Origin of the sequence: Rheinheimera sp. KL1, assembly GCF_001275035.1 — a bacterium.
GTDB classification, from domain to species: domain Bacteria; phylum Pseudomonadota; class Gammaproteobacteria; order Enterobacterales; family Alteromonadaceae; genus Pararheinheimera; species Pararheinheimera tangshanensis.
The window spans coordinates 19,670-38,961 of the sequence record NZ_LAMX01000019.1 but is presented as its reverse complement, the minus strand read 5'-3'; the positions used below and the strand labels follow the sequence as shown (position 1 = coordinate 38,961).

General features: G+C 47.2%; 14 protein-coding genes and 1 pseudogene. 6 read left to right on the top strand and 9 right to left on the bottom strand.

Features of this window, described 5'->3' with window-relative positions:
* Positions 1-1,959 (top strand): CHAT domain-containing protein, encoded by a 1,959-nt coding sequence (locus WH43_RS09835; protein WP_053424439.1) that lies wholly within the window; start codon positions 1-3, stop codon positions 1,957-1,959.
* 56 nt (positions 1,960-2,015) lie between these two features.
* On the opposite strand, the gene WH43_RS09830 is transcribed toward WH43_RS09835, so the two are convergent.
* From WH43_RS09830 to nudK, 5 genes are all read right to left on the bottom strand, one after another.
* Complete coding sequence (locus tag WH43_RS09830; protein ID WP_286049643.1) at positions 2,016-3,023, bottom strand: carbon starvation CstA family protein; 1,008 nt, start codon at positions 3,021-3,023, stop codon at positions 2,016-2,018.
* Between the two features lie 5 nt (positions 3,024-3,028).
* Entirely contained in the window at positions 3,029-3,478 is a 450-nt protein-coding gene (locus WH43_RS20630) for a carbon starvation CstA family protein (protein ID WP_286049642.1), read from the bottom strand.
* A 127-nt stretch (positions 3,479-3,605) separates the two neighbouring features.
* Complete coding sequence (locus tag WH43_RS09825; RefSeq protein ID WP_053424438.1) at positions 3,606-4,961, bottom strand: M24 family metallopeptidase; 1,356 nt, start codon at positions 4,959-4,961, stop codon at positions 3,606-3,608.
* Between the two features lie 125 nt (positions 4,962-5,086).
* The gene (locus WH43_RS09820; protein ID WP_053424437.1) at positions 5,087-5,626 is read right to left on the bottom strand and encodes a hypothetical protein; all 540 of its coding nucleotides are present in this window, start codon (positions 5,624-5,626) and stop codon (positions 5,087-5,089) included.
* Positions 5,627-5,770: 144 nt separating this feature from the next.
* A complete protein-coding gene (nudK, locus tag WH43_RS09815) occupies positions 5,771-6,358 on the bottom strand; it encodes a GDP-mannose pyrophosphatase NudK (RefSeq protein WP_053424436.1) in 588 nt (195 codons plus the stop codon).
* Between the two features lie 507 nt (positions 6,359-6,865).
* Here nudK and WH43_RS09810 point away from each other — a divergent pair.
* Positions 6,866-9,645, top strand: a pseudogene (locus WH43_RS09810) (TonB-dependent receptor).
* Between the two features lie 92 nt (positions 9,646-9,737).
* Positions 9,738-11,738, top strand: coding sequence for a metallophosphoesterase family protein (locus tag WH43_RS09805; protein ID WP_053424435.1), 2,001 nt, complete (start codon positions 9,738-9,740; stop codon positions 11,736-11,738).
* A gap of 28 nt (positions 11,739-11,766) precedes the next feature.
* Here the strand turns inward: WH43_RS09805 and WH43_RS09800 are convergent, their stop codons facing one another.
* Together WH43_RS09800 and WH43_RS09795 are read right to left on the bottom strand one after the other, a co-directional pair.
* Positions 11,767-12,207 carry a DUF1090 domain-containing protein gene (locus WH43_RS09800; protein ID WP_053424434.1) on the bottom strand — a complete coding sequence of 147 codons (441 nt, stop codon included), beginning with the start codon at positions 12,205-12,207 and terminating at the stop codon, positions 11,767-11,769.
* Between the two features lie 249 nt (positions 12,208-12,456).
* On the bottom strand, positions 12,457-12,795 hold the full coding sequence (locus WH43_RS09795; protein WP_053424433.1) for a YggL 50S ribosome-binding family protein: 339 nt from the start codon (positions 12,793-12,795) through the stop codon (positions 12,457-12,459).
* Positions 12,796-13,017: 222 nt separating this feature from the next.
* Here WH43_RS09795 and WH43_RS09790 point away from each other — a divergent pair, with 222 nt between their 5' ends.
* Entirely contained in the window at positions 13,018-13,764 is a 747-nt protein-coding gene (locus WH43_RS09790; protein WP_053424432.1) for a class I SAM-dependent DNA methyltransferase, read from the top strand.
* Between the two features lie 7 nt (positions 13,765-13,771).
* Here the strand turns inward: WH43_RS09790 and WH43_RS09785 are convergent, their stop codons facing one another.
* Positions 13,772-14,134, bottom strand: a complete 363-nt coding sequence (locus WH43_RS09785) for a DUF1304 domain-containing protein (RefSeq protein ID WP_053424431.1) — start codon at positions 14,132-14,134, stop codon at positions 13,772-13,774.
* Positions 14,135-14,342: 208 nt separating this feature from the next.
* On the opposite strand from WH43_RS09785, the gene WH43_RS09780 reads away from it, so the two are divergent.
* Complete coding sequence (locus WH43_RS09780; RefSeq protein ID WP_286049638.1) at positions 14,343-17,297, top strand: M14 family metallopeptidase; 2,955 nt, start codon at positions 14,343-14,345, stop codon at positions 17,295-17,297.
* A 147-nt stretch (positions 17,298-17,444) separates the two neighbouring features.
* The gene (locus WH43_RS09775) at positions 17,445-19,016 is read left to right on the top strand and encodes an amidohydrolase family protein (RefSeq protein ID WP_053424430.1); all 1,572 of its coding nucleotides are present in this window, start codon (positions 17,445-17,447) and stop codon (positions 19,014-19,016) included.
* Positions 19,017-19,047: 31 nt separating this feature from the next.
* Here WH43_RS09775 and WH43_RS09770 read toward each other — a convergent pair whose 3' ends face one another.
* Positions 19,048-19,284, bottom strand: a complete 237-nt coding sequence (locus tag WH43_RS09770; protein ID WP_286049637.1) for a hypothetical protein — start codon at positions 19,282-19,284, stop codon at positions 19,048-19,050.
* Positions 19,285-19,292: the final 8 nt, after the last annotated feature.

Below are 19,292 nucleotides of genomic sequence, written 5' to 3'. Positions count from 1 at the left end.
ATGAAAGCGCAAAGCACCGAAATTCGCAGCGTCAAGCTCGAACTGTTAAGAGCAGGCCCTACTCACAACCAGTTGTTGTCGCCCTTAACCAACTATATTGCGCTTTGTGGTTCAGACGGCCCTGTCACCATCAATATCCCTTATGAACACCGCCAGTTGCTGATGCGGTTAAAGCGATTGAAGTACCCTCTGGATAAAGACCCAGCCACCGACGCTCAGCGCCAGGCTGAGCTTCGGGATATAGGCGAAAGTCTGGGACGTATTTTTGCACAAGTACCAGCATTGATTTCCGAACTGGGCGCGGCCGCAGCAGACAAAAGTAGTCTGGTGCATTTAAGTTTATCGATGTCGGCTTTTGAGCTGGGTTTATTGCCTTTTGAAGCGGCCATAGCAGCAGATGGTTTCCCTGGCACGGGTGCCCCGCTGTTTCTGCAAATGCGTACACCGGTATCTGTCACCCGCGAAGTACGCCGTGGTCGTCCTTTGCCGATGAACTGGGCCAGAACCCCCAAAATTCTGTTTGCTTTTGCAGCACCAGCGGGCAGTTATGTGCCATCCCAATCCCATTTACAAGCGCTGCGTGAGGCGATAGAACCCTGGGTCAAATTAAAAGACAGCCCGGAACAGCGCGTCAGTGAAGTGAAAAAGCTGCTGACGGTCTTACCACAAGCGACGCTTGAGCAATTACGCGCACTTTGTGCCACGCAAGAGTTTACTCATGTGCATATTCTGGCGCATGGCGCGCCTTATCAGGAATCCGGTGATGAGCATTATGGTGTCGCTTTGTGCAGCGAGGCAGGCCCTGATCAAATTGACGTGGTCGACGGTGAACGACTGGCGGTCGCACTGACTGCGAATGATGCGTTAGGCACCACGCACTGCCGTCCAACTGTAGTTAGCTTAGCGACTTGTGATTCAGGCAATATCAACTCGGTACTAACACCAGGTGGTAGCATAGCGCATGAACTCAATAGCTCAGGTATTCCATGGGTCATTGCCTCACAGTTTCCACTCTGGATGAAAGCCTCGGCTATAGCCGCTAAAGTGTTGTACAGCGGATTACTCAAAGGTGACGACCCGCGTTGGGTATTACATGAATTACGTCAGCGTTTACGTACTGACGCACCAGAAACCCACGACTGGGCCAGCATAGTGGCTTACGCTACTATTCCATCAGACTTTGCTGTGCAGGTGCAGCAGTTCCATGCCACACAAACCCAGCGCAAAATTGAAGTGAAGTTTGACCGCATTGATGAGCTGGTGAAAACCATCACTCAAGGAGTGACCACATCCGATCAGCAAACTGATGTGCATGAAGAACTGACAGCTTTATCCGAAGCGATACGGCAAGAGCTGAAAGAGTGGCGCGACGAGCCTCATGATCATTTAACCAAAGAAGAATGGTCGATGCGCTTAGGTCTGAGTGCTGCCAGCGAAAAACGTATTGGTATAGCGCTGGATTTAATAGGTGCAGAAAAAGAAGCGGATCAGGCTTACAAATGCTGCTTTGAGTTTTATCAGGCCGCCTGGACCATCGATCAGGCCAATCACTGGTTATTGACGCAATACCTTTCCATCATAGCTATTCGCAACAGAACAGACGATGCAGCAGGTTTACAAAAGTTGTCGGAACACTACGGTGCTATCTGGTCAGCAGCGCTTGAAATGACGAGCTGGAAACTGAATCTGAACTCAGGCAAAGACAAGGTTTATGTGCTGGCAACTTTAGCTGAGCTGACCTTACTGAATGCGGTTTATCATCCGGAGAAAGCCGATCCAAAAGCACTGCAGCAGACAATCAGGCGCTACTGCAAAGCCATGCTGGATGAACCTCTGACTGATAAATTCCCCATACTATCAACAAGGCGACAATTTGGTCGTTACTTGCTGGAATGGAAAAGCCCAATCTGGCAAGACTTGGCCCAAACTGCGGTAGACGTATTAACAGAAGAACAATGACCTGAAAAGCAACAGCGGGCATAAGCCCGCTGTTGCTTTATCTGACGAAGAGCAGCTTAAACCGCCGGCACAGTGCGTTTATTATGAGCAACCACCAGGCCAATTAAACCCACCACAGCCACCAGCACACCTATAGGTTTGCTGTAGTCCATAGGTAAGTTCAAACCTATGCCAGCAGTGGCGATGTAAGCCACCGTCATACTGGTGCCTATAACGGCAGGGATACTGACAATCCAGTGGAAAGTACCACGGTCAAATAAGTACTTAGTCGCCAGCCATAACACACTGGTGGATAACAGCATATTAGAGAAGGCGAAATAACGCCAAATCAGCGAGAAATCCAGTAAGGTCATCAGATAAGCAATAGTCAGGATGGGCACTGACAATAACAGTCTGTTACGCAGACTTTGTGGAATGTTAAACGCATCCACTATAGTTAAACGTAATGAGCGGAAGGCGGTATCGCCTGAAGTAATAGGGAATACAGCAACCGCCAGTATCGCCATTACGCCACCAAACACGCCTAGATAGCTGGTTGCTATATGATTGACCACTAAACCCGGACCGCCTTGAGCCAACATGGCTTTTAACTCGACATAACCACCAGGAAAAGCGGCAATACCAGCCAAAGCCCAAACACAAGCGACTATGCCCTCACAGACCATAGCGCCGTAATAGACTGGACGCACGTATTTTTCATTGGTTAAACAACGGGCAATAATAGGTGCCTGAGTAGAGTGAAAACCGCTGATAGCGCCACAGGTGATAGTTAAAAACAGTAAAGGCCAGATTGGAGCCCCATCAGGGTTTGGCGTTAAAAAATCATGCTCATGATGACCATCAAAATAAGCAAAAACATCAGCAACTTGTGGTAAGTGTGGAGCTTCAAGCAATATAGCGCCGGCGATTAAGGTGGTCATCACTATCATCAACATGCCAAAAGCCGGGTACAGCTTAGTAATAATTTTGTCGATAGGCAGTAAAGTAGCGAGGAAGTAATAGGCTAAAATCACCAAGACCCAAAAGGTATTACCCGCTAAAAAAGTGCCCTCAAAGTAAGACAAGTTACTTAACAGCCCGGCCGGCTCATAATAAACACCACGCCAACAAAAAACAGCAACATGGCGGTAAACACCAACATAAAGCCTTTAAACACAATGTTGTAATAGTTGCCTGCTATTTCAGGTAAACTTTTACCATCCTCTTTGATGCTCATCACGCCAGAGAAATAGTCGTGTACAGCACCGCCAATAATATTGCCTATAACAATCCAGACCAAAGCCACAGGGCCATACACAGCACCCAGGATAGGTCCAAAAATAGGCCCTACCCCTGCCACGTTTAAAAACTGGATTAAAAAAGCTTTTACCGGGCTTATCGCCACATAATCCACACCTTCGTTAAAACGCTCCTGCGGTGTGATGGCTTTAGGATCGATACCCGCCTGTTTTTCAACAAAAGGGCTATAGAATTTATAACCGAGAATAAGTATCGCAACACTGACAAAAAAGATAAGCATAGGGCTAGATTCCTTGTTTCTTACAGGCTTTTTCAGCGCCGTCGATGCGGCGCTTTTTTATGAGTCATCTCACATTAACATGCAGCTATGCCATTGGACATTAGCGGATAGTCGATAGAACCAGACTTTAGCGCACCAGATGCCATTGAGTCTGGCGTCCTGCCAGATAAATGACCTCTTTGCCATCAAAATAAGCACTTTGCTCCTGCTTAATCTGTACATAGTGCCCACCCCATTCCGGTACTTGTTGTTTGATATTGCCTTCAATGGCATAAGCGGTGTTGGCATACAATGGCCATTGGCCGTGCTGTAAATCAGGCCCCTGATTGTCCCACATACCAATAGTTGGCCCCGGCGCATGGCCAACAAAACCTAAAGGATGAGTATAAGTACTGCTGATGATGCCCTGCTTTTTGCTTTCCTTGATGGTATTAGCCAGTACTTCATTACCTGTGCGGCCAGTTTTAAACTGACGGGTTAAACTATCCTGCCATTGATTGCCTGTCGCCAATGCTTTTTGAAGGCCAGCAGGTACCTCCTGCTCATTCACCTTTAGCACGTAGCCCATTTCCTGAGTATCAGTACAAAGCTTCAGATAACAAATTCCTAAATCTGTATGTAACACATCACCACGTTGGATCACGCCTTGATTTGCGCAGGAGGCAGCCTGTGCTTCACACGGCAAGCCTGGTCGTTGCAGATTGACATCGGGCATAAACCAGACTGGCAAACCTAAAGCTTCATAACGCTGGCGGATATACCAGGCCACATCTTCTGTTGTGGTCACTCCGGGTGTGATCACTTTTGCGCTAAAAGCTTCGGCAATCACAGCGCGGGCCAGACTGACAATATGTGGATAAATATCCAGTTCAGACTCAGTACGCTGTTCCATCCAACGCACCACCAAAGATTCTGCACTAACCAAACGGCTGGCATAGTGTTTCGGCAACACATCAAGCAGTAACTGGTGTAGCCCTTTGGTCAGACCGTCAGCCACTGGCCAATCTGCCGAGACGTTAATACCAATACGCTGTGGATCACGTTCTGTAATTACCTTAGCCAAAGCCTGCCACTGCTCCGTCAGATCACCACCCGACCAGGCCGCAGTATAAGGTGCACCAAAAGGATATCTATTGACCGATAAACGCTCAACCGAGCCATCTGGCTTGCGGGAAAACACCAGCATTGTGGTGCGGCGGGCGGCAAAAGTAGGTTGTGGCACCAGTGTAAAATACACAGGGTCTTCAGCATACTCCCGGTTAATCACCAGCCACATATCCAGCTTGGTTTCAGCCATCAGCTCAGGCAATAACGCATCCAGCCGCTCTGTCAGAATACGATTTTCTATCGCCACCCTGTCTCTGGGCGCAAGCACAGCAAAATCATCTGCAGAGCTCAATTGTCGGCCTTGGCTAAATTCGGCAGCAAAAGTCGGAGTTATGGCAATAACAGTCAGTAAAACTGCAGTGACTATAGTTTTCATTGGTCGCACCTTGTAGTTGTAATTATAAAGTTGAACTAAAACTAGTTTATAAAGAAAAACTTACAACAAATTACAAGTCGATGAAGCCTGAAATACAGCAGATCACATGCATGCTGCGACAAAAGTTAGTTTGAACGGCGCGACCTCGTCAAAAAACCAAAAGCATAGGCCAACAAAGGCCGCAGAGTTTTATGCAAAATAAAAGACATCAAGACCACCAGAGTACCAACGCCGGTCGGAATCAACACCCCAAAAGTGAAACACATGCCAAGCACAAAACCTAATAAACACTCAGCCCTATACAGCGGAAACAGCAGCGCCAGTAAAGGCAAACTCAGCATCAACGCAGGCAATAGTTGCTGTTGATACAAAAATAATACCGAAAGCAAAACGCCAAACAGCAGAGCACCTATAAAACCAGCCAGCACAGTAAAAGGATAAGCTATCACTACCCGCTTATAGATACGACCTGTTAAAAACCAGCTCAGCACAGGCAATACCAGAGCTCCCCACCAGTTTGATATCGCAGGTAAGTCTTCTCTTTGCAATAAATGATGACTCACCACTCCACCATTAAGGTGTTCATAAGCCAACAAAGCCCAGATATATAAAGTGCTGACTGCAATGAAAACCCAACGATGTGATTGAAACTGTTTTTCTGTCATTCCTTTACTCCAACTCAGTCCATGCATCTGTTTACCAACCAAGAACTCAGTTGAGTCTGACTGATCCTGGCTGTTATCGCTGTGTCTAATTGTAAGCAAAAGTAGCGCGCAGCACAGCACGCTCCGGACTATGCTCCTGCACCATCACTTGCTATCGAATAAGCTATTAATTTTGGCGTACTGCAGCAGCATAATAGTTTTGCCATCTTTAATTTCACCGGATTGAATCATCGAATAAGCCCGTTCAAAATCCAGCTCCAGTACTTCGATATTTTCCTGCTCATGCGCCAAACCGCCGCCTGCCGAGACCTGCATATCCTGCGCATATTCAGCGGCAAAAAAATGAATGATTTCGGTGACTGAACCAGGCGACATATAAGCTTCAAACAGCTTTTGTACTTGATCGACTTTATAACCGGTTTCTTCTTCGGCCTCACGTCTAATGCAGTCTTCCGGATTATCCTGCTCAAGCAAACCGGCACAGGTTTCAATCAACAAACCATCCGGATTACCGTTGATATAAGTAGGCATCCGAAACTGACGTGTCAGGATCACTGTGCCTTTGGCTTTGTTGTACAACAAAATAGTAGCGCCATTGCCACGGTCATAGGCTTCACGGTGCTGCAGTTGCCACTGCCCATGCTGGTTTTGATATTCAAAGCTAAATTTATTCAGGGTATACCAGTTGTCAGACAACAGGGTTTTCTGAATATTTCGGATCTTATGATTCATGGATAAAACCTTTATCTAAATTCATACACTGCCCGCATCAGCAAAGCTGGAGACAAGCTTTTATCGACTTGCTCGCAGCCTGCCATGGCGACGAGCGTTCCACATAAAGTTGCAAAATTAATCGCAAAAATACCGCTACTTATCGTCTTTCATAAAAAAGAAGACATGCTTATCTCGTGCTTCAGTTCAAAAAGTTCATCAAAACCTCGTCCTCTCGCAGTAGAGGAAAAGATAGCGCCAAAATAAGATTAAGTTACTGATTTTAAAATAATTACAACGCTAGGACATTAACATAAAAATGAAAACGGTTACATTCAGACTTTTAGTCGCCTGAAATCATGCTGCTTTTTTGTTTCACTAAGCTTTCAAAAAAGTAACATTTGATATAAATCACTGAAATAAAAGCATCATAGTTGCTCTGTAACCTCGCCCGTCGTTGAGTACAACTGCAGTACTTCAGCTTTGAAATACTGTAGTGAAAAAATAACATCAGCTAAGGGTTTGGGAATGAAAAGTCAGAAGCAACACCGTCATCATCTTGTATCAAAACGCACAGCCTTAAGTCTGGCCATCAGCCAGTTGGTACTGGGGTCAGCGATCAGTTTGCCTGCATATGCACAAGACAAACAGACAGAACAAAAAGTCGAAGTCATCGCAGTCAAAGGGACCTACAGCAAAAGTCTGGAGCAAGCCGTTGACATGAAAAAAGACAACATAGGTTTCTCTGATTCTATAGTTGCTACTGATATTGCTGACTTTCCTGAACAAAACCTGGCTGAAGCTTTGCAACGTATGCCTGGTGTGACTATCGAGCGTAACAAAGGCCTGGGTAGCAAAGTCAACGTACGCAGTTTGCCATCTGATTTTACTCATGTATCTATTAATAACTTAGCCACAGCTTCAGGCAGTGGTGGCCGTGATGTGGAATTCGATATTTTTGCCTCTGAAATTATCCAGAGCGTGACAGTACAAAAATCTCCTACGGCAGCTGATGAAGAAGGTGGTATCGCAGGTTCTGTGCAAATTGGCACAGCTAAACCTTTCGACTACAGTGACGCCCAATTTGTGCTGTCCGCTGAAGGTGCTCATAACTCGATTTCAGAAAAAACCGACCCTAAATTCTCTTTCCTCGCCAGCGATACCTGGGGTGACTGGGGGGCTTTAGTGTCTTTTTCTAAGGCTGAGCGCAGCAACAGAACAGACTCAAACTCGGGCATCAACTTCCGCCCTATGGGTCGTTTTCTGGAAGCATCAGCTCCTCGCTCGACACAAGCTGCCGCTGTATTGCAACGTGATGCAGGCGTAATAGTCAGTGATTTTAAAGACAAAGACGAAACCAGCCGTATTATTTTTCAGGATAAAGTGGGTGACCGTGTTTTCCAAAGCGAGCAAGACAAATGGGGCAGCACAGCCTCTGTTCAATACAAACCGAGCTCAGATTTCAGCCTGACCTTTGATGCAATGTTAGGTGGGTATGACAACACCGAAGATGAATACGATGCAGCCGCTTACTCAGCCTCAAGCCGCAGTACCTTAGAAACTATTCATGCCTACGACGATACCACACTGGCGGAATACGGCATGGTGGTGCTGACTGACGTGTCATACACGGCCACTCAGCATGAGTTTTTAAGCAAAGAACGGATTAACGAAACCGACTTCACTCAGTACAGCCTTACTATGGATTGGGATCTGAATGGCTGGGAAATCAATGCACTGGCAGGTTTTTCAGGTGCCGAAAAAACAGCTGACTACGCGAACCTGAAACATGTAGCTTATGCGCCATCCCGTACCCGTTGGACTGCCAATGGTGGTGAAACCATCAAGAGCGCCAACCCAAATAGTATCGACATGTACAACGCGGCCGACAAATACCTGTTTGAAGCCTATGAAACCACATTAGAAGAAGTGCAAGACGACAAGTACGCCGCTCAGCTCGACTTCAAAAAAGAGTTGGATTGGTCCATGTTACCCGCACTGAGCAGTGTGCAGTTTGGTGTGCGTTATACCGACAAATCAAAAGATCGTAACTATGGCGAAATAAAAATACAGGGGCCTTCTGCCGGTGACAGTTCATACGTGAACAAACGCACGCTAAAAGACAGTGAGCTGGGTTATGTGACAGATATCGCCTCAGGCGGCGCTTACCAACCGAAAGATCTGAATTGGATGCAGGTTTCAAACGACTATGCCCGCAGCACTTTCCGTTATGACGGTTTCTACACGCCATTTCAGGTGAACCAGTACTACCGTGTTGATGAAGAAGTCACTGCTTTATATGCCATGAGCAACTTTGACTTTGAAATTGGCGGCTTAGCAAGCAAGTTAAATGCTGGTGTGCGCGCTGTGGACACTGACGTCACTTCCTTCGGTTACCATCCAATCCAAAACGAGGACGGCACTACAGGCTACACCAAGGATCCTGTGTCTGCAGACGGCAGCTACAACGACCTCTTACCAAGCTTGAACCTGACCGTAGAAGTGGCTGAAGACGTGATTTGGCGAACCGCTGCATCAGAAACTCTGATGCGTCCAGCTTTAGGCGATATCGCTTACAAACGCACGGTAAGCTGGAGCGAATTTCGTTTTAAAGACGGTAACCCAGGCCTGAAACCAACCAAAGCTAAACAGTGGGAACTGGCGTTGAATGGTATATGGAAAATGGCGGTATCCTGGCTGCATCATACTTTTGGAAAGATATCGAAGGTGTAGTGCGTGAAGAGCTGACCGGTCTGGTAGAAGATGTGGAAAAGCGTAATGCAGACGGTTCACTGGACGGTTATTACGATTTTGAAGTGTTCCAACCTGTGAATGCCGAAGGTTCTTACAAGGTCACTGGTCTGGAATTAATAGCCCAGTTACCTCTGACTATGCTGAGCGAGTCTCTGGATGGCTTTGGTATCAACGCTAACTACACCATGCTGGACAACAGTTTAACGGGCGCTTCGGATTTAGATATCCCAACCCCACCCGAAGGTTTAGCAGATAAAACTTACAACTTTACCGCTTATTATGAAAACGACGTGTTTGATGCGCGGATTTCATACAACTACAAAGACAAGTACGTCGAGTACATTCACCTGAACATGTACCCGGTATACCGTGACGCTTACGGTCAGACGGATATAGCTTTAGGTTACCAGCTGACAGACAACGTCAAACTGAGCTTAAAAGGCATCAATATGACAGATGAAGAAACTACAGGTTACACCATGAATCCGGCATTCCCTGTGATGTACGAGCTCTCAGGTCGACGTGTAAGCTTAGGTCTGCGTGCAGATTTCTAATGCTGCAGCAGTTTGGGTATAAACAATAAAATTACAAAGGCCACAACCACTCTGTGGCCTTTTTTATTCGTCGTCGAAGGAAAACATCACTGATGAAAATAGCCCTGCTCTGCTTTGTATTGGCTCTGTTTTATTTACCTATAGTGGCAGCAGAACAAAGTGCCCCGACACAAATTGCCTTTTTACCTGATATTCATTTTCATGATGTGTATGCCGAATTTAACGACGGCAGTTTTAAAGGAATTCCAGGTACACACAAAGCCGCAACCATCCGCACTATGACCGCTCAGCTGCAATCCACCCGGCTTTTTAATGAAAACTACTTTGCCTTAAAGGCCGCTTTGGATGATGTAGTGCGCCGTAACGTTAAACTTGTGGTACTGCCCGGTGATTTCAGTGACGACGGTCAGAGCCTGCATATCCGCGGTTTAAAACGCATGCTGCAGCACTACAATAAGGCCCATGGTCTGAAGTTTTTAATGACATTGGGCAATCACGATCCAGTGCGGCCTTTTGCCCAGCCTGCAGGTAAAGCCGATTATTTAGGCCAAGACAACCGGCCTTTAGCTATTTTTAGCCCAGGTTCTGAACCTTGCACCAGCAAAACCAGCGCAGTCATTTGCACTGAAGAAGTGAAAGAACTGGGCTATAGCGAACTCACCACTGAACTTGCTGACTTTGGTTTTTACCCCAAAGCAGAAGATCTGTATTGGGAAACCCCCTACAGCTCTTATTCTTCAGCCAACTATAGCTACGAAAACGCTTTAGCTCAGTCTGATTTCGGCAAACGCCAGTTTGAAATTTGTCAGCAAGGCGCAGGTGGACGTTATAAAAAGTCAGGCTATAGCAACTGCCATTTAATTCCAGACGCCAGTTATCTGGTGGAGCCTGTCAACGATCTGTGGTTATTGGCGATAGATGCCAATGTCTATAAACCTAAAGCTGGTTATCAGGGCAAAGGCAATGAAGCGACGGCCTTTGAAGGCTCTGGCAATGCCGGTTACAACGCCATGTTTGATTACAAACCACAAGTGATGGCCTGGGTAAAACAGGTGGCTGCGCGCGCTAAAGCTCAGGGTAAAACACTCATTACCTTCAGCCATTACCCTATGATTGAGTTTTATCAGGGACAAACGCAGCATATAGCCAACTTATTAGGTGAAGAGCGCAGTCAGTTATCACGCAGCCCTAAGCAGCATATCAGCCAGCAATTAGCCGACCTGGGCGTACAGTTGCACATAGCCGGCCATATGCATTTAAACAATACCGCAGTGGTGAAGTCAGAGAGTGGAGCCAGTCTGGTGAATATCCAGGCCCCTTCTTTAGCCGCTTATGTTCCGGCCTATAAGTTACTGACCCTGACCAGCGCGCAGCAGGTGAAAGTGCAAACCATAAAGCTGGATCATGTGCCTGGTTTTAATCAGTTATTTGCACATTATCAACATGAATGGCAGCAACTCAAACAAGACAAAAAGCCTGTGTGGGATGCCAGTTTGCTTCACGCCAAAAACTACCGCGAATTTGCCAACGGCCATTTGCGTGAACTCACCCGTTTGCGCTTTTTACCCAAAGACTGGCCGGATGAACTACGCAAGCTTCTGCTGGCATTAAACGGCGAACAAATGCTGATACTGTCTCAACTGGATAGCCAAGTCACACTGGGGCAATTTTCACCGGATCTATTGCAGCAACTCACGCAAAGCCAGGCCTGGCAACAAGCCAGACAAAAAGCCCAGCTGCAGGCATTAGCGGCAGGGATAAAGTTGGACGACCTGACAACATGGACTGGTTTTGACTTAGTGCTGGATTTTTATCGTTTACAAAACGCCGGTGAGCTGGCTTTGCCGGATATCCCCGCAGCACGGTTAAAACAGTACGGCTTTTTTACCTCGCAGCTGCAACAAGCGAAAACAACAGCTAACCAAAACAAGGCAAACTGGGCGCAGTGGACTTTGCCACAGTACAGTCAGCATCAGTTTGCCGCTTTATTTCAGATCCTCCATGGCTTTTTACAAGGTCAGCCGAATGGCGATTTTATACTGAATATGCAAACAGGAAAAATCACGGCACTGAACAACGCTCAGGCGCACTAGCGCCAGAGCTTTGTTCAGACTATGTCAATCACTGCGGCAACTGTTCCAACTGATTCAACTGCTGTTTTAATCTATTAATGTCACTGGTGATTTCTTCCAGCTTTTGACGATATTTCAATACTTTATCTCTTTGGCCGTCCAGCTCAGCCTGCTGTAAATCAACCTGATAACGTACCAGTTTTTGATTGGCTTCAGCTAATTTGGCATTCAAAGCCTCTTTGAGGCGGCTGTCATCACAGCTGGTTCTGGCATTGTCCAATGCCATTTGCAAACCAGTGACTTGATTGGTGTCACCACTTTGCCTGGCCAAACTCAACTGAGTTTCTATTTCACAAAATTTTTGTTCACAGCCTTTTAAAGCGCTACAGCTGGCTGCGGTTTGAGCCATAGCAGGAGCAACAGCCATCACAGTGGTCACTGCCAGAGCTGCAGCAATTAAGGAATAACAACCTGTTGATTTAAGCCTCATGTCTATCTCCTTCATCAGAACCTGCAAGTCCTGATAGAAAGTAGCAATTGTTGATGAACTCAAACTTAAGCCGGATGAACACAAAATGTTGTGGACGAGGCGTACTTCAGACTGAAAACACGGCCAAGAGCAAAGTGACTGCAGCACCAGTCAGTTCAGGGCTTCAACTCAGCCTCAGACTTACATGGATATGCCATAAAAAAACCCGACCAAAGCCGGGTTCTTACTGTTTCAGAGCGAACTGCTAATTTAGAAACTTACACCGTAGTTCGCATCGACCAGCTCACTGACCTGCAATTTAGCGACAGAAGGCAGCGCTTTAAACCAGTCGCTGATCACCTTGATATCCTCCTGTGTCGCAGAGCCATAACGGTGTGCCGACCAAATAAAAGCTTCAAACTGAGTTTTGTCACCACCACCGGCCATCACCAGATCACGACTTTCAATCAGAGCAATAAACTGGTCCAGCAATTTGCTGAAGTCCTGCTCAGACTCCAGTCCTAAGTCACAGGACAACTGAAAACCGTATTCAGTAAATTCACCCAAATAGAGCTTTTTCTGTAAACGACGGCTTTTAGGTTTAGACATGAGATCTCCTTGATGTATCTGCCGCACATTCGGCCTGATACCTGATTAACACTATAGGTACGGCTATAGGATCTCGTTATCAGGCCCCTTTAAGCAAGCTTTTTTTCCTAACAGCGTCCTGTGGCTCATCGAAGCACAGCTTTTCACTTTTTCTGAGCTTCGCAAAAACACCAAACTGATATATGATGCGCGGCCGAAAATTTGACCAGCTAAAACCCAGCTATGCACTCATCCAACGCGCTTTACACAGATTTATCTGGTTATTACGACCTGATGTGTGCTGATATTGACTATCAGGCGCAAAGTCAGAGTGCGCGCAGGTTGCATCAGTTTTTTGGTGGGGATGGCAGAACCCATCTGGATTTAGCCTGCGGCACTGGGCCTCATATCCGGCATTTTCTTGATGCGGGGTATCAAAGCAGCGGACTGGATCTAAACCAGCCCATGCTGGATAAAGCGCAGCAACGTTGCCCTGAAGCCAGCTTTATGCTGCAAAATATGTGTAATTTTACACTGGCTGAACCCGTTGATTTAATTACCTGTTTTTTGTATTCCATTCACTACAGCGCCAGCATAAAAAATCTTAAGGCCTGTATCGATAGCGTGTTTAACGCACTAAAACCGGGCGGTGTATTTTGTTTTAATGCGGTAGACAAAGACAAAATCGACAACAACTCTTATGTACGACACAGCGCTGTATTTGACGATAGCCATTTTGTATTCGAATCCGGCTGGAATTACAGCGGTACGGGCGAAAAACAAACACTGAACTTAAGTATCGAAAAAACTACGACAGATTTGAAACAGCTCTGGCAAGACCAACACCCTATGGTTGCGGTTAGTTTTGCAGAGCTGGAACTCTTACTTTGCCCTTATTTTGAAGTGCATATTCTTGAGCATAACTACGAAAAAATTGCTGCATGGGACAAGCATTCAGGTAATGCACTTTTTATCTGTATTAAACGCTAAACGGCTTTTACATAAAGGTTAAATACAACAAGACTAAAGCCACAGCCGCTGGCAGCGCCTGCACATACAGGATTTTTTTACCTACCGTCATCGCGCCATAGATGCCAGCTACGACCACACACAACAGAAAAAACACCTGAACGTCGACACCTGCCTTGCCCTGGTACAACCCCCACAGCAAACCAGCTGAGAGAAACCCATTGTACAAACCCTGATTGGCTGCCATCACTTTGGTTACAGCCGCTTTTTCCGGCGTCAGGCCAAACACTTTCATCCCTTTAGGTTTGTCCCATAAAAACATCTCCAGCACCAGAAAATACAGATGCAGCAATGCCACCAGCAGAACCAGCAGATTTACGAGCAATTCCATAATTTTATCCTTGTCTGTAAAAATGATGTTTTATGCTATCCCAACGCACGTCAGACAAACCAGAGCTTTCTTGCCAAAGTGATCAACGCTCAATGGCTCAGCGCCGTCTGGCGTTATAAATTCATCGTTTTAACCAAAGAAAATCACCTTCGGTCGCAATTTCCACTGTTGCACAGGTTGCCTTGTATGCTTTTTATGCAACTTTGCTATGGTAACGGTTAGGCCTGTGCCTGACGACCCAAAAATTCCAATCGACAGAGATAAAACACTAATGAAAACAACAAAGTCTATCCCTTTATTTAAAACACTGCTGCCAGCCAGCTTGTTGTGCTGTGCTTTTGTAACAGTCAGCTCAGAGGCTGCAGTGTTAATGAAACCTACAGCAGCCACAACGCTGAATTACCCACATGCGCTGACACCGGAAAAAGTCAATCCAGCCATTACGCCACCGGAAAAGGTACTCGGGTTTCCGGTTGGCCAGCGCACCGCGACACCAGAACAAATTAATGAGCTGGTTAAACTTTGGGCCAAAGAGAGTGACCGTATTTCGTACCAACAATACGCCACCAGTTATGAAGGCCGGCCACTGCATCTATTAGCTATTTCGACACCGAAAAATCTGGCTGCGTTACCGGCTATTCAACAAAAGGTGCAAATGCTGGCAAAACCTCAAGGCAAATCGTCCAGCGACATAGAAAAAGCAATTAAAGAATTACCTGCTATCGCCTGGATGGCTTATTCCATTCACGGTAATGAGTCTTCAGGTGCGGATGCTGCTTTGGCGTTGATTTACCAATTGATTGCGGCAGATGATGCTGAAGTCACGGCACTGCTTGAGAATATGGTGGTATTAGTCGACCCTATGATGAACCCGGATGGCCGCGCCCGGTTCACCAAAATGCTAGAACAGCACAGAGGCACAGCACCTAATGTCGACGGTCAGTCGATGCTGCATACCGGAGTCTGGCCTTTTGGCCGTTCGAACCACTATTACTACGACTTAAACCGCGACTTTTATTTCCTGCAGGCGCCTGAAACCCGCGGCCGGGTCGCACTGATTAATCAGTGGTACCCGCAATTGATGATCGACGGTCATGAAATGGGCAGCGACGATACCTTCCTGTTTGGCCCGTCGCGCGAACCTATTAACAGCAATATTCCACAGAGTAAGCATAAATGGGGCAAAACCTTTGCCGCCGATCAGGCGGCAGCTTTTGACCAGAATAACTGGACTTACTACACAGGCGAGTGGTTTGAAAACCTCTATCCCGGCTATTCCAACTATGCCGAATACCGTGGTGCAGTGCATATATTGTATGAACAAGCCCGCACCGCCGAAGATGGTATTCAACTGAACAATGGCATTGTCCGCACTTATCAGCAGTCGGTGCATCATCAGTTGGTGAGCTCTATCGCCAACCTGAAAACCCTCGCCGCCAACAGCAAAGCCATGTACCGTGATTTTGTCGAAGACCGCCAATTAGTCACGTCAGCGGACAGCCCTTATGCCAACAAAAGTTATGTCGTATTGCCCACAGCCAACCGCAAAAGGCTGGAGCATTTTGTCTCTTTACTGCAAGCACAGAATATTGAAGTGCTGCAACTGACAGCCCCCACTTCAGTGAAACGGGTGGTTGATCAACTAGGACAAAGCTTTACGCAGAAAAACCTGCCCAAGGGAGCAATAGTGATCAACGCCCGCCAAAGCGAGGCCCGTTTACTCAACGCTATTCTGGAGTTTAATGCCAACATTAAAGACGAAGTGCTGCTGGAAGAATACCAGCGTACCTTGCGCGATGGCAGCTCTTTGATGTACGACAACACAGCCTGGAATATGACCATGATGCAGGGTTTAACCGCTTTGGAAGTAGGCGAAGAAATTAGCGATAACGTCAAAGCCTACGAACCTGCTGCGTTGCACGTTGCAGCCAAAGATGAAAACCTGGGCTGGCTGGTCAATGGCGACGACGATGCCTCAGTTGCCTTTGCGGCACGGCTGATGGAACAAGGAGTGCAGGTGCGTTTAATCGACAAGGCGGGCCAATTAGGTTCTGTAGTCTTTAACAGAGGTACTGTCACTGTGCTTCGTAGTGACAATCCTCAACATGCTGATTTAGCAGACAAGGTTATGACTGCAGCGGCTGATGTTCATACCGACTTACACAATCTGACTCAAGGCTTAGGAGATGGCGATTTACCTGATATCGGAGGCGCACATTTCCGCTTATTGCAGGCGCCCAAACTGGCTATTGTCGGCCAAAGTGGCGTCAGCCAGCTGGATTTTGGCGCTATATGGCATATGGTCGATACGCATTTAGGCATTCGTCACAGCCATCTGGATCTGGCAGCTTTAACCAGAGCAGATTTACGTCAGTACAACGTGATAGTACTGCCACATATGATGGCCAAACTTGATCCTTCAGCGAGTGCGGCGTTAAAAAGCTGGGTCGAAGCTGGTGGAACCTTAATCAGTGTGGACGGTGCAACAGCACAAGTGATGGCTGGTGGCTTGTCTACAGTCAAACCTCTGGCTGCAGCTATTGAAGACGCAGCCAAATATGATTTGTCTTTACAACGTGAATGGTTAGCCAGTCAGAGTACCCTGGCCAATAAAGCGGCCATCAATAGTTATCTGGTGCCTGAACGCATTAGCCTGCCCTGGCTTGCCGATGAGAAAAGCAAAGGGCTGGATAAAGATCAGCTAAAAATCTGGGAACAATGGTCAGCTCACTTTATGCCATCAGGCGCCATTCTGGCCGGACGGGTGGATCAGAAACACTGGCTCACTTTTGGTAGTGAAAATCAGCTGCCTTTGTTGTTCAGTAACCATCCGCTGCTGATGTCCGATGACGAGTCTGAAGCCGCAGTGCGTATTGGTGTGATGACAGAAAATAAAATGGTGCCGTCCCGTAAACTCGGCTGGTCAACATTGCCTGCGGGTCAGGATGTACGGGTGCGGATGAGCGGTTTGTTATGGCCTGAAGCAGCGCAACGCGTCACTAACGCAGCGTATCTGACGCGTGAAAGTAAAGGCAATGGCCAGGTCATTCTGTTTGCTGGTCAGCCAGTGGTACGCGGTGCAACCAAAGGTACAGAACGTTTACTGCTAAACGCTATTGTCTATGGCCCGGGTTTGGGCGCATCTAACCCGATTAAACTCTGACGTGCCGGGCCATGCTTAATTTTTCACAGCATGGCCCACAGTTATCGCTGAATTTATCCCTTTAAACCTATTCAGTTGCAGCCAGCTCTGCGCCTTGCCATAGTGGTTTACAGCCTGTGCAACATAACAAAATAATAAGGAAAAACTATGCGCATTTTGCCTTTTGTCGGCACCGCTTTATTGCTGACACTTTTTGCTCAACCAGCGACCGTCGAAGCGGCCACAACAGAACGAACGCCATCAGCACCAGAACGTGACAGAGGCGAAGGCCCGTATAAGCGGCTGATTTTACGGGGTGGTACTTATATCAGCGGCGAAGGTGCACCTCCTGTTGGCCCTGTCGATATAGTGATTGAAAAGGATCGCATCACAGAAATTACGGCTGTAGGTAATCCAGGCGTGCCTGTCTTGCCGGATGGCAGGCCTAAGGCTTTGGCCGGTGATCAGGAAATGGATGTCAGCGGTATGTACATTCTGCCGGGATTCATTGATATGCATGGTCATATTGGCGGTTCAGCCAACGGCACTCCGGCCGAATATGTATTTAAACTCTGGCTGGCGCATGGCATTACCACAGTGCGCGAGCCCGGCAGCTTTAATGGCGTCGACTGGACTATGCGCCATGTCAAAGCTTCAGAGAAAAACAGCATAGTAGCGCCTCGTATTGTGCCTTATATCGGCTTTGGTCAAGGCCTGAGCAAGCCTGTATTCAGCCCGGAACAGGCCAGGGATTGGGTGCGGGACATTAAAGACTCTGGCGCTGCTGGTATTAAATTTTTTGGCTCTACCCCGGCTATTATTTCGGCCGCTTTAGACGAAGCGAAAAAACAACAGCTCGGCACTATGATGCACCATGCGCAGCTTAACGTGATGGGCACCAACGCTCTGGACAGCGCTCGTATGGGTTTAACTTCGATGGAGCATTGGTATGGTTTGCCCGAAGCACTCTTTACCGGTCAGGTGATCCAGAATTACCCGGCCAACTACAACTATCAGAACGAGCAGGACAGATTCGCCAACGCGGGACACCTATGGAAACAAGCCGCAGCGCCTGGTTCAGAAAAGTGGAATGCAGTGCGGGATGAACTGATCAAACTGGACTTCACCATCAACCCTACACTAACCATTTATGAGGCAACACGGGATGCCAGTGCACAGCGTAATGCCGAATGGCACCAGGACTATACTCTGCCGACTTTAGCCAACTTCTTTAAACCTAACCGTTATGCTCATGGTTCGTTCTGGTTTGACTGGACCACCGATCAGGAAATCGCCTGGCGCGAAAACTACCGCATTTGGTTCCAGTTTTTAAATGACTACAAAAACCATGGCGGCCGTGTCACTGCAGGCTCTGATGCGGGTTATATCTATAAAATTTATGGTTTCGCTTATATTCAGGAGCTGGAACTTTTACGTGAAGCAGGTTTTAATCCACTGGAAGTGATACAGGTTGCCACCTTAAATGGTGCCGAAGCTTTGGGTATGGAAAAAGACATAGGCAGCTTAGTGCCGGGTAAAAAAGCCGATATGGTCATAGTGGCGGAAAACCCGCTGGCGAATTTTAAAGTGCTGTATGGCACAGGTCATTATCGCTTAAATGCCAACAACGAGCCGGAGCGCAGCAAAGGCGTGCGTTACACTATCAAAGACGGTGTAGTCTACGACGCGCAGCAACTGCTTCAGGATGTGCGGGCTATAGTGCAACAGGCAAAACAATAACTGTAAGGACGGGTTCATCCCGTCCAACAGTTCATTTCACTGCAACTCCGGCTACTTCGGTCACAGTTTTTGCAGCTGAACGCTCAATAATTTTCACCAGTACAGACTGAATGGTCTCATCCTGCCGAACATCTTCTGTGCTGGAAAAGCGCGGCTCCATGGCCACTGCGCCCTCCTCTAACACAAAAGTCAGCAGCACTTCGGTGGCTTTCTCTGCAGTTTCACCAAAATAAGCCAAAGACAAGGTTGGATACCCCTCTATGATCACATCATCAG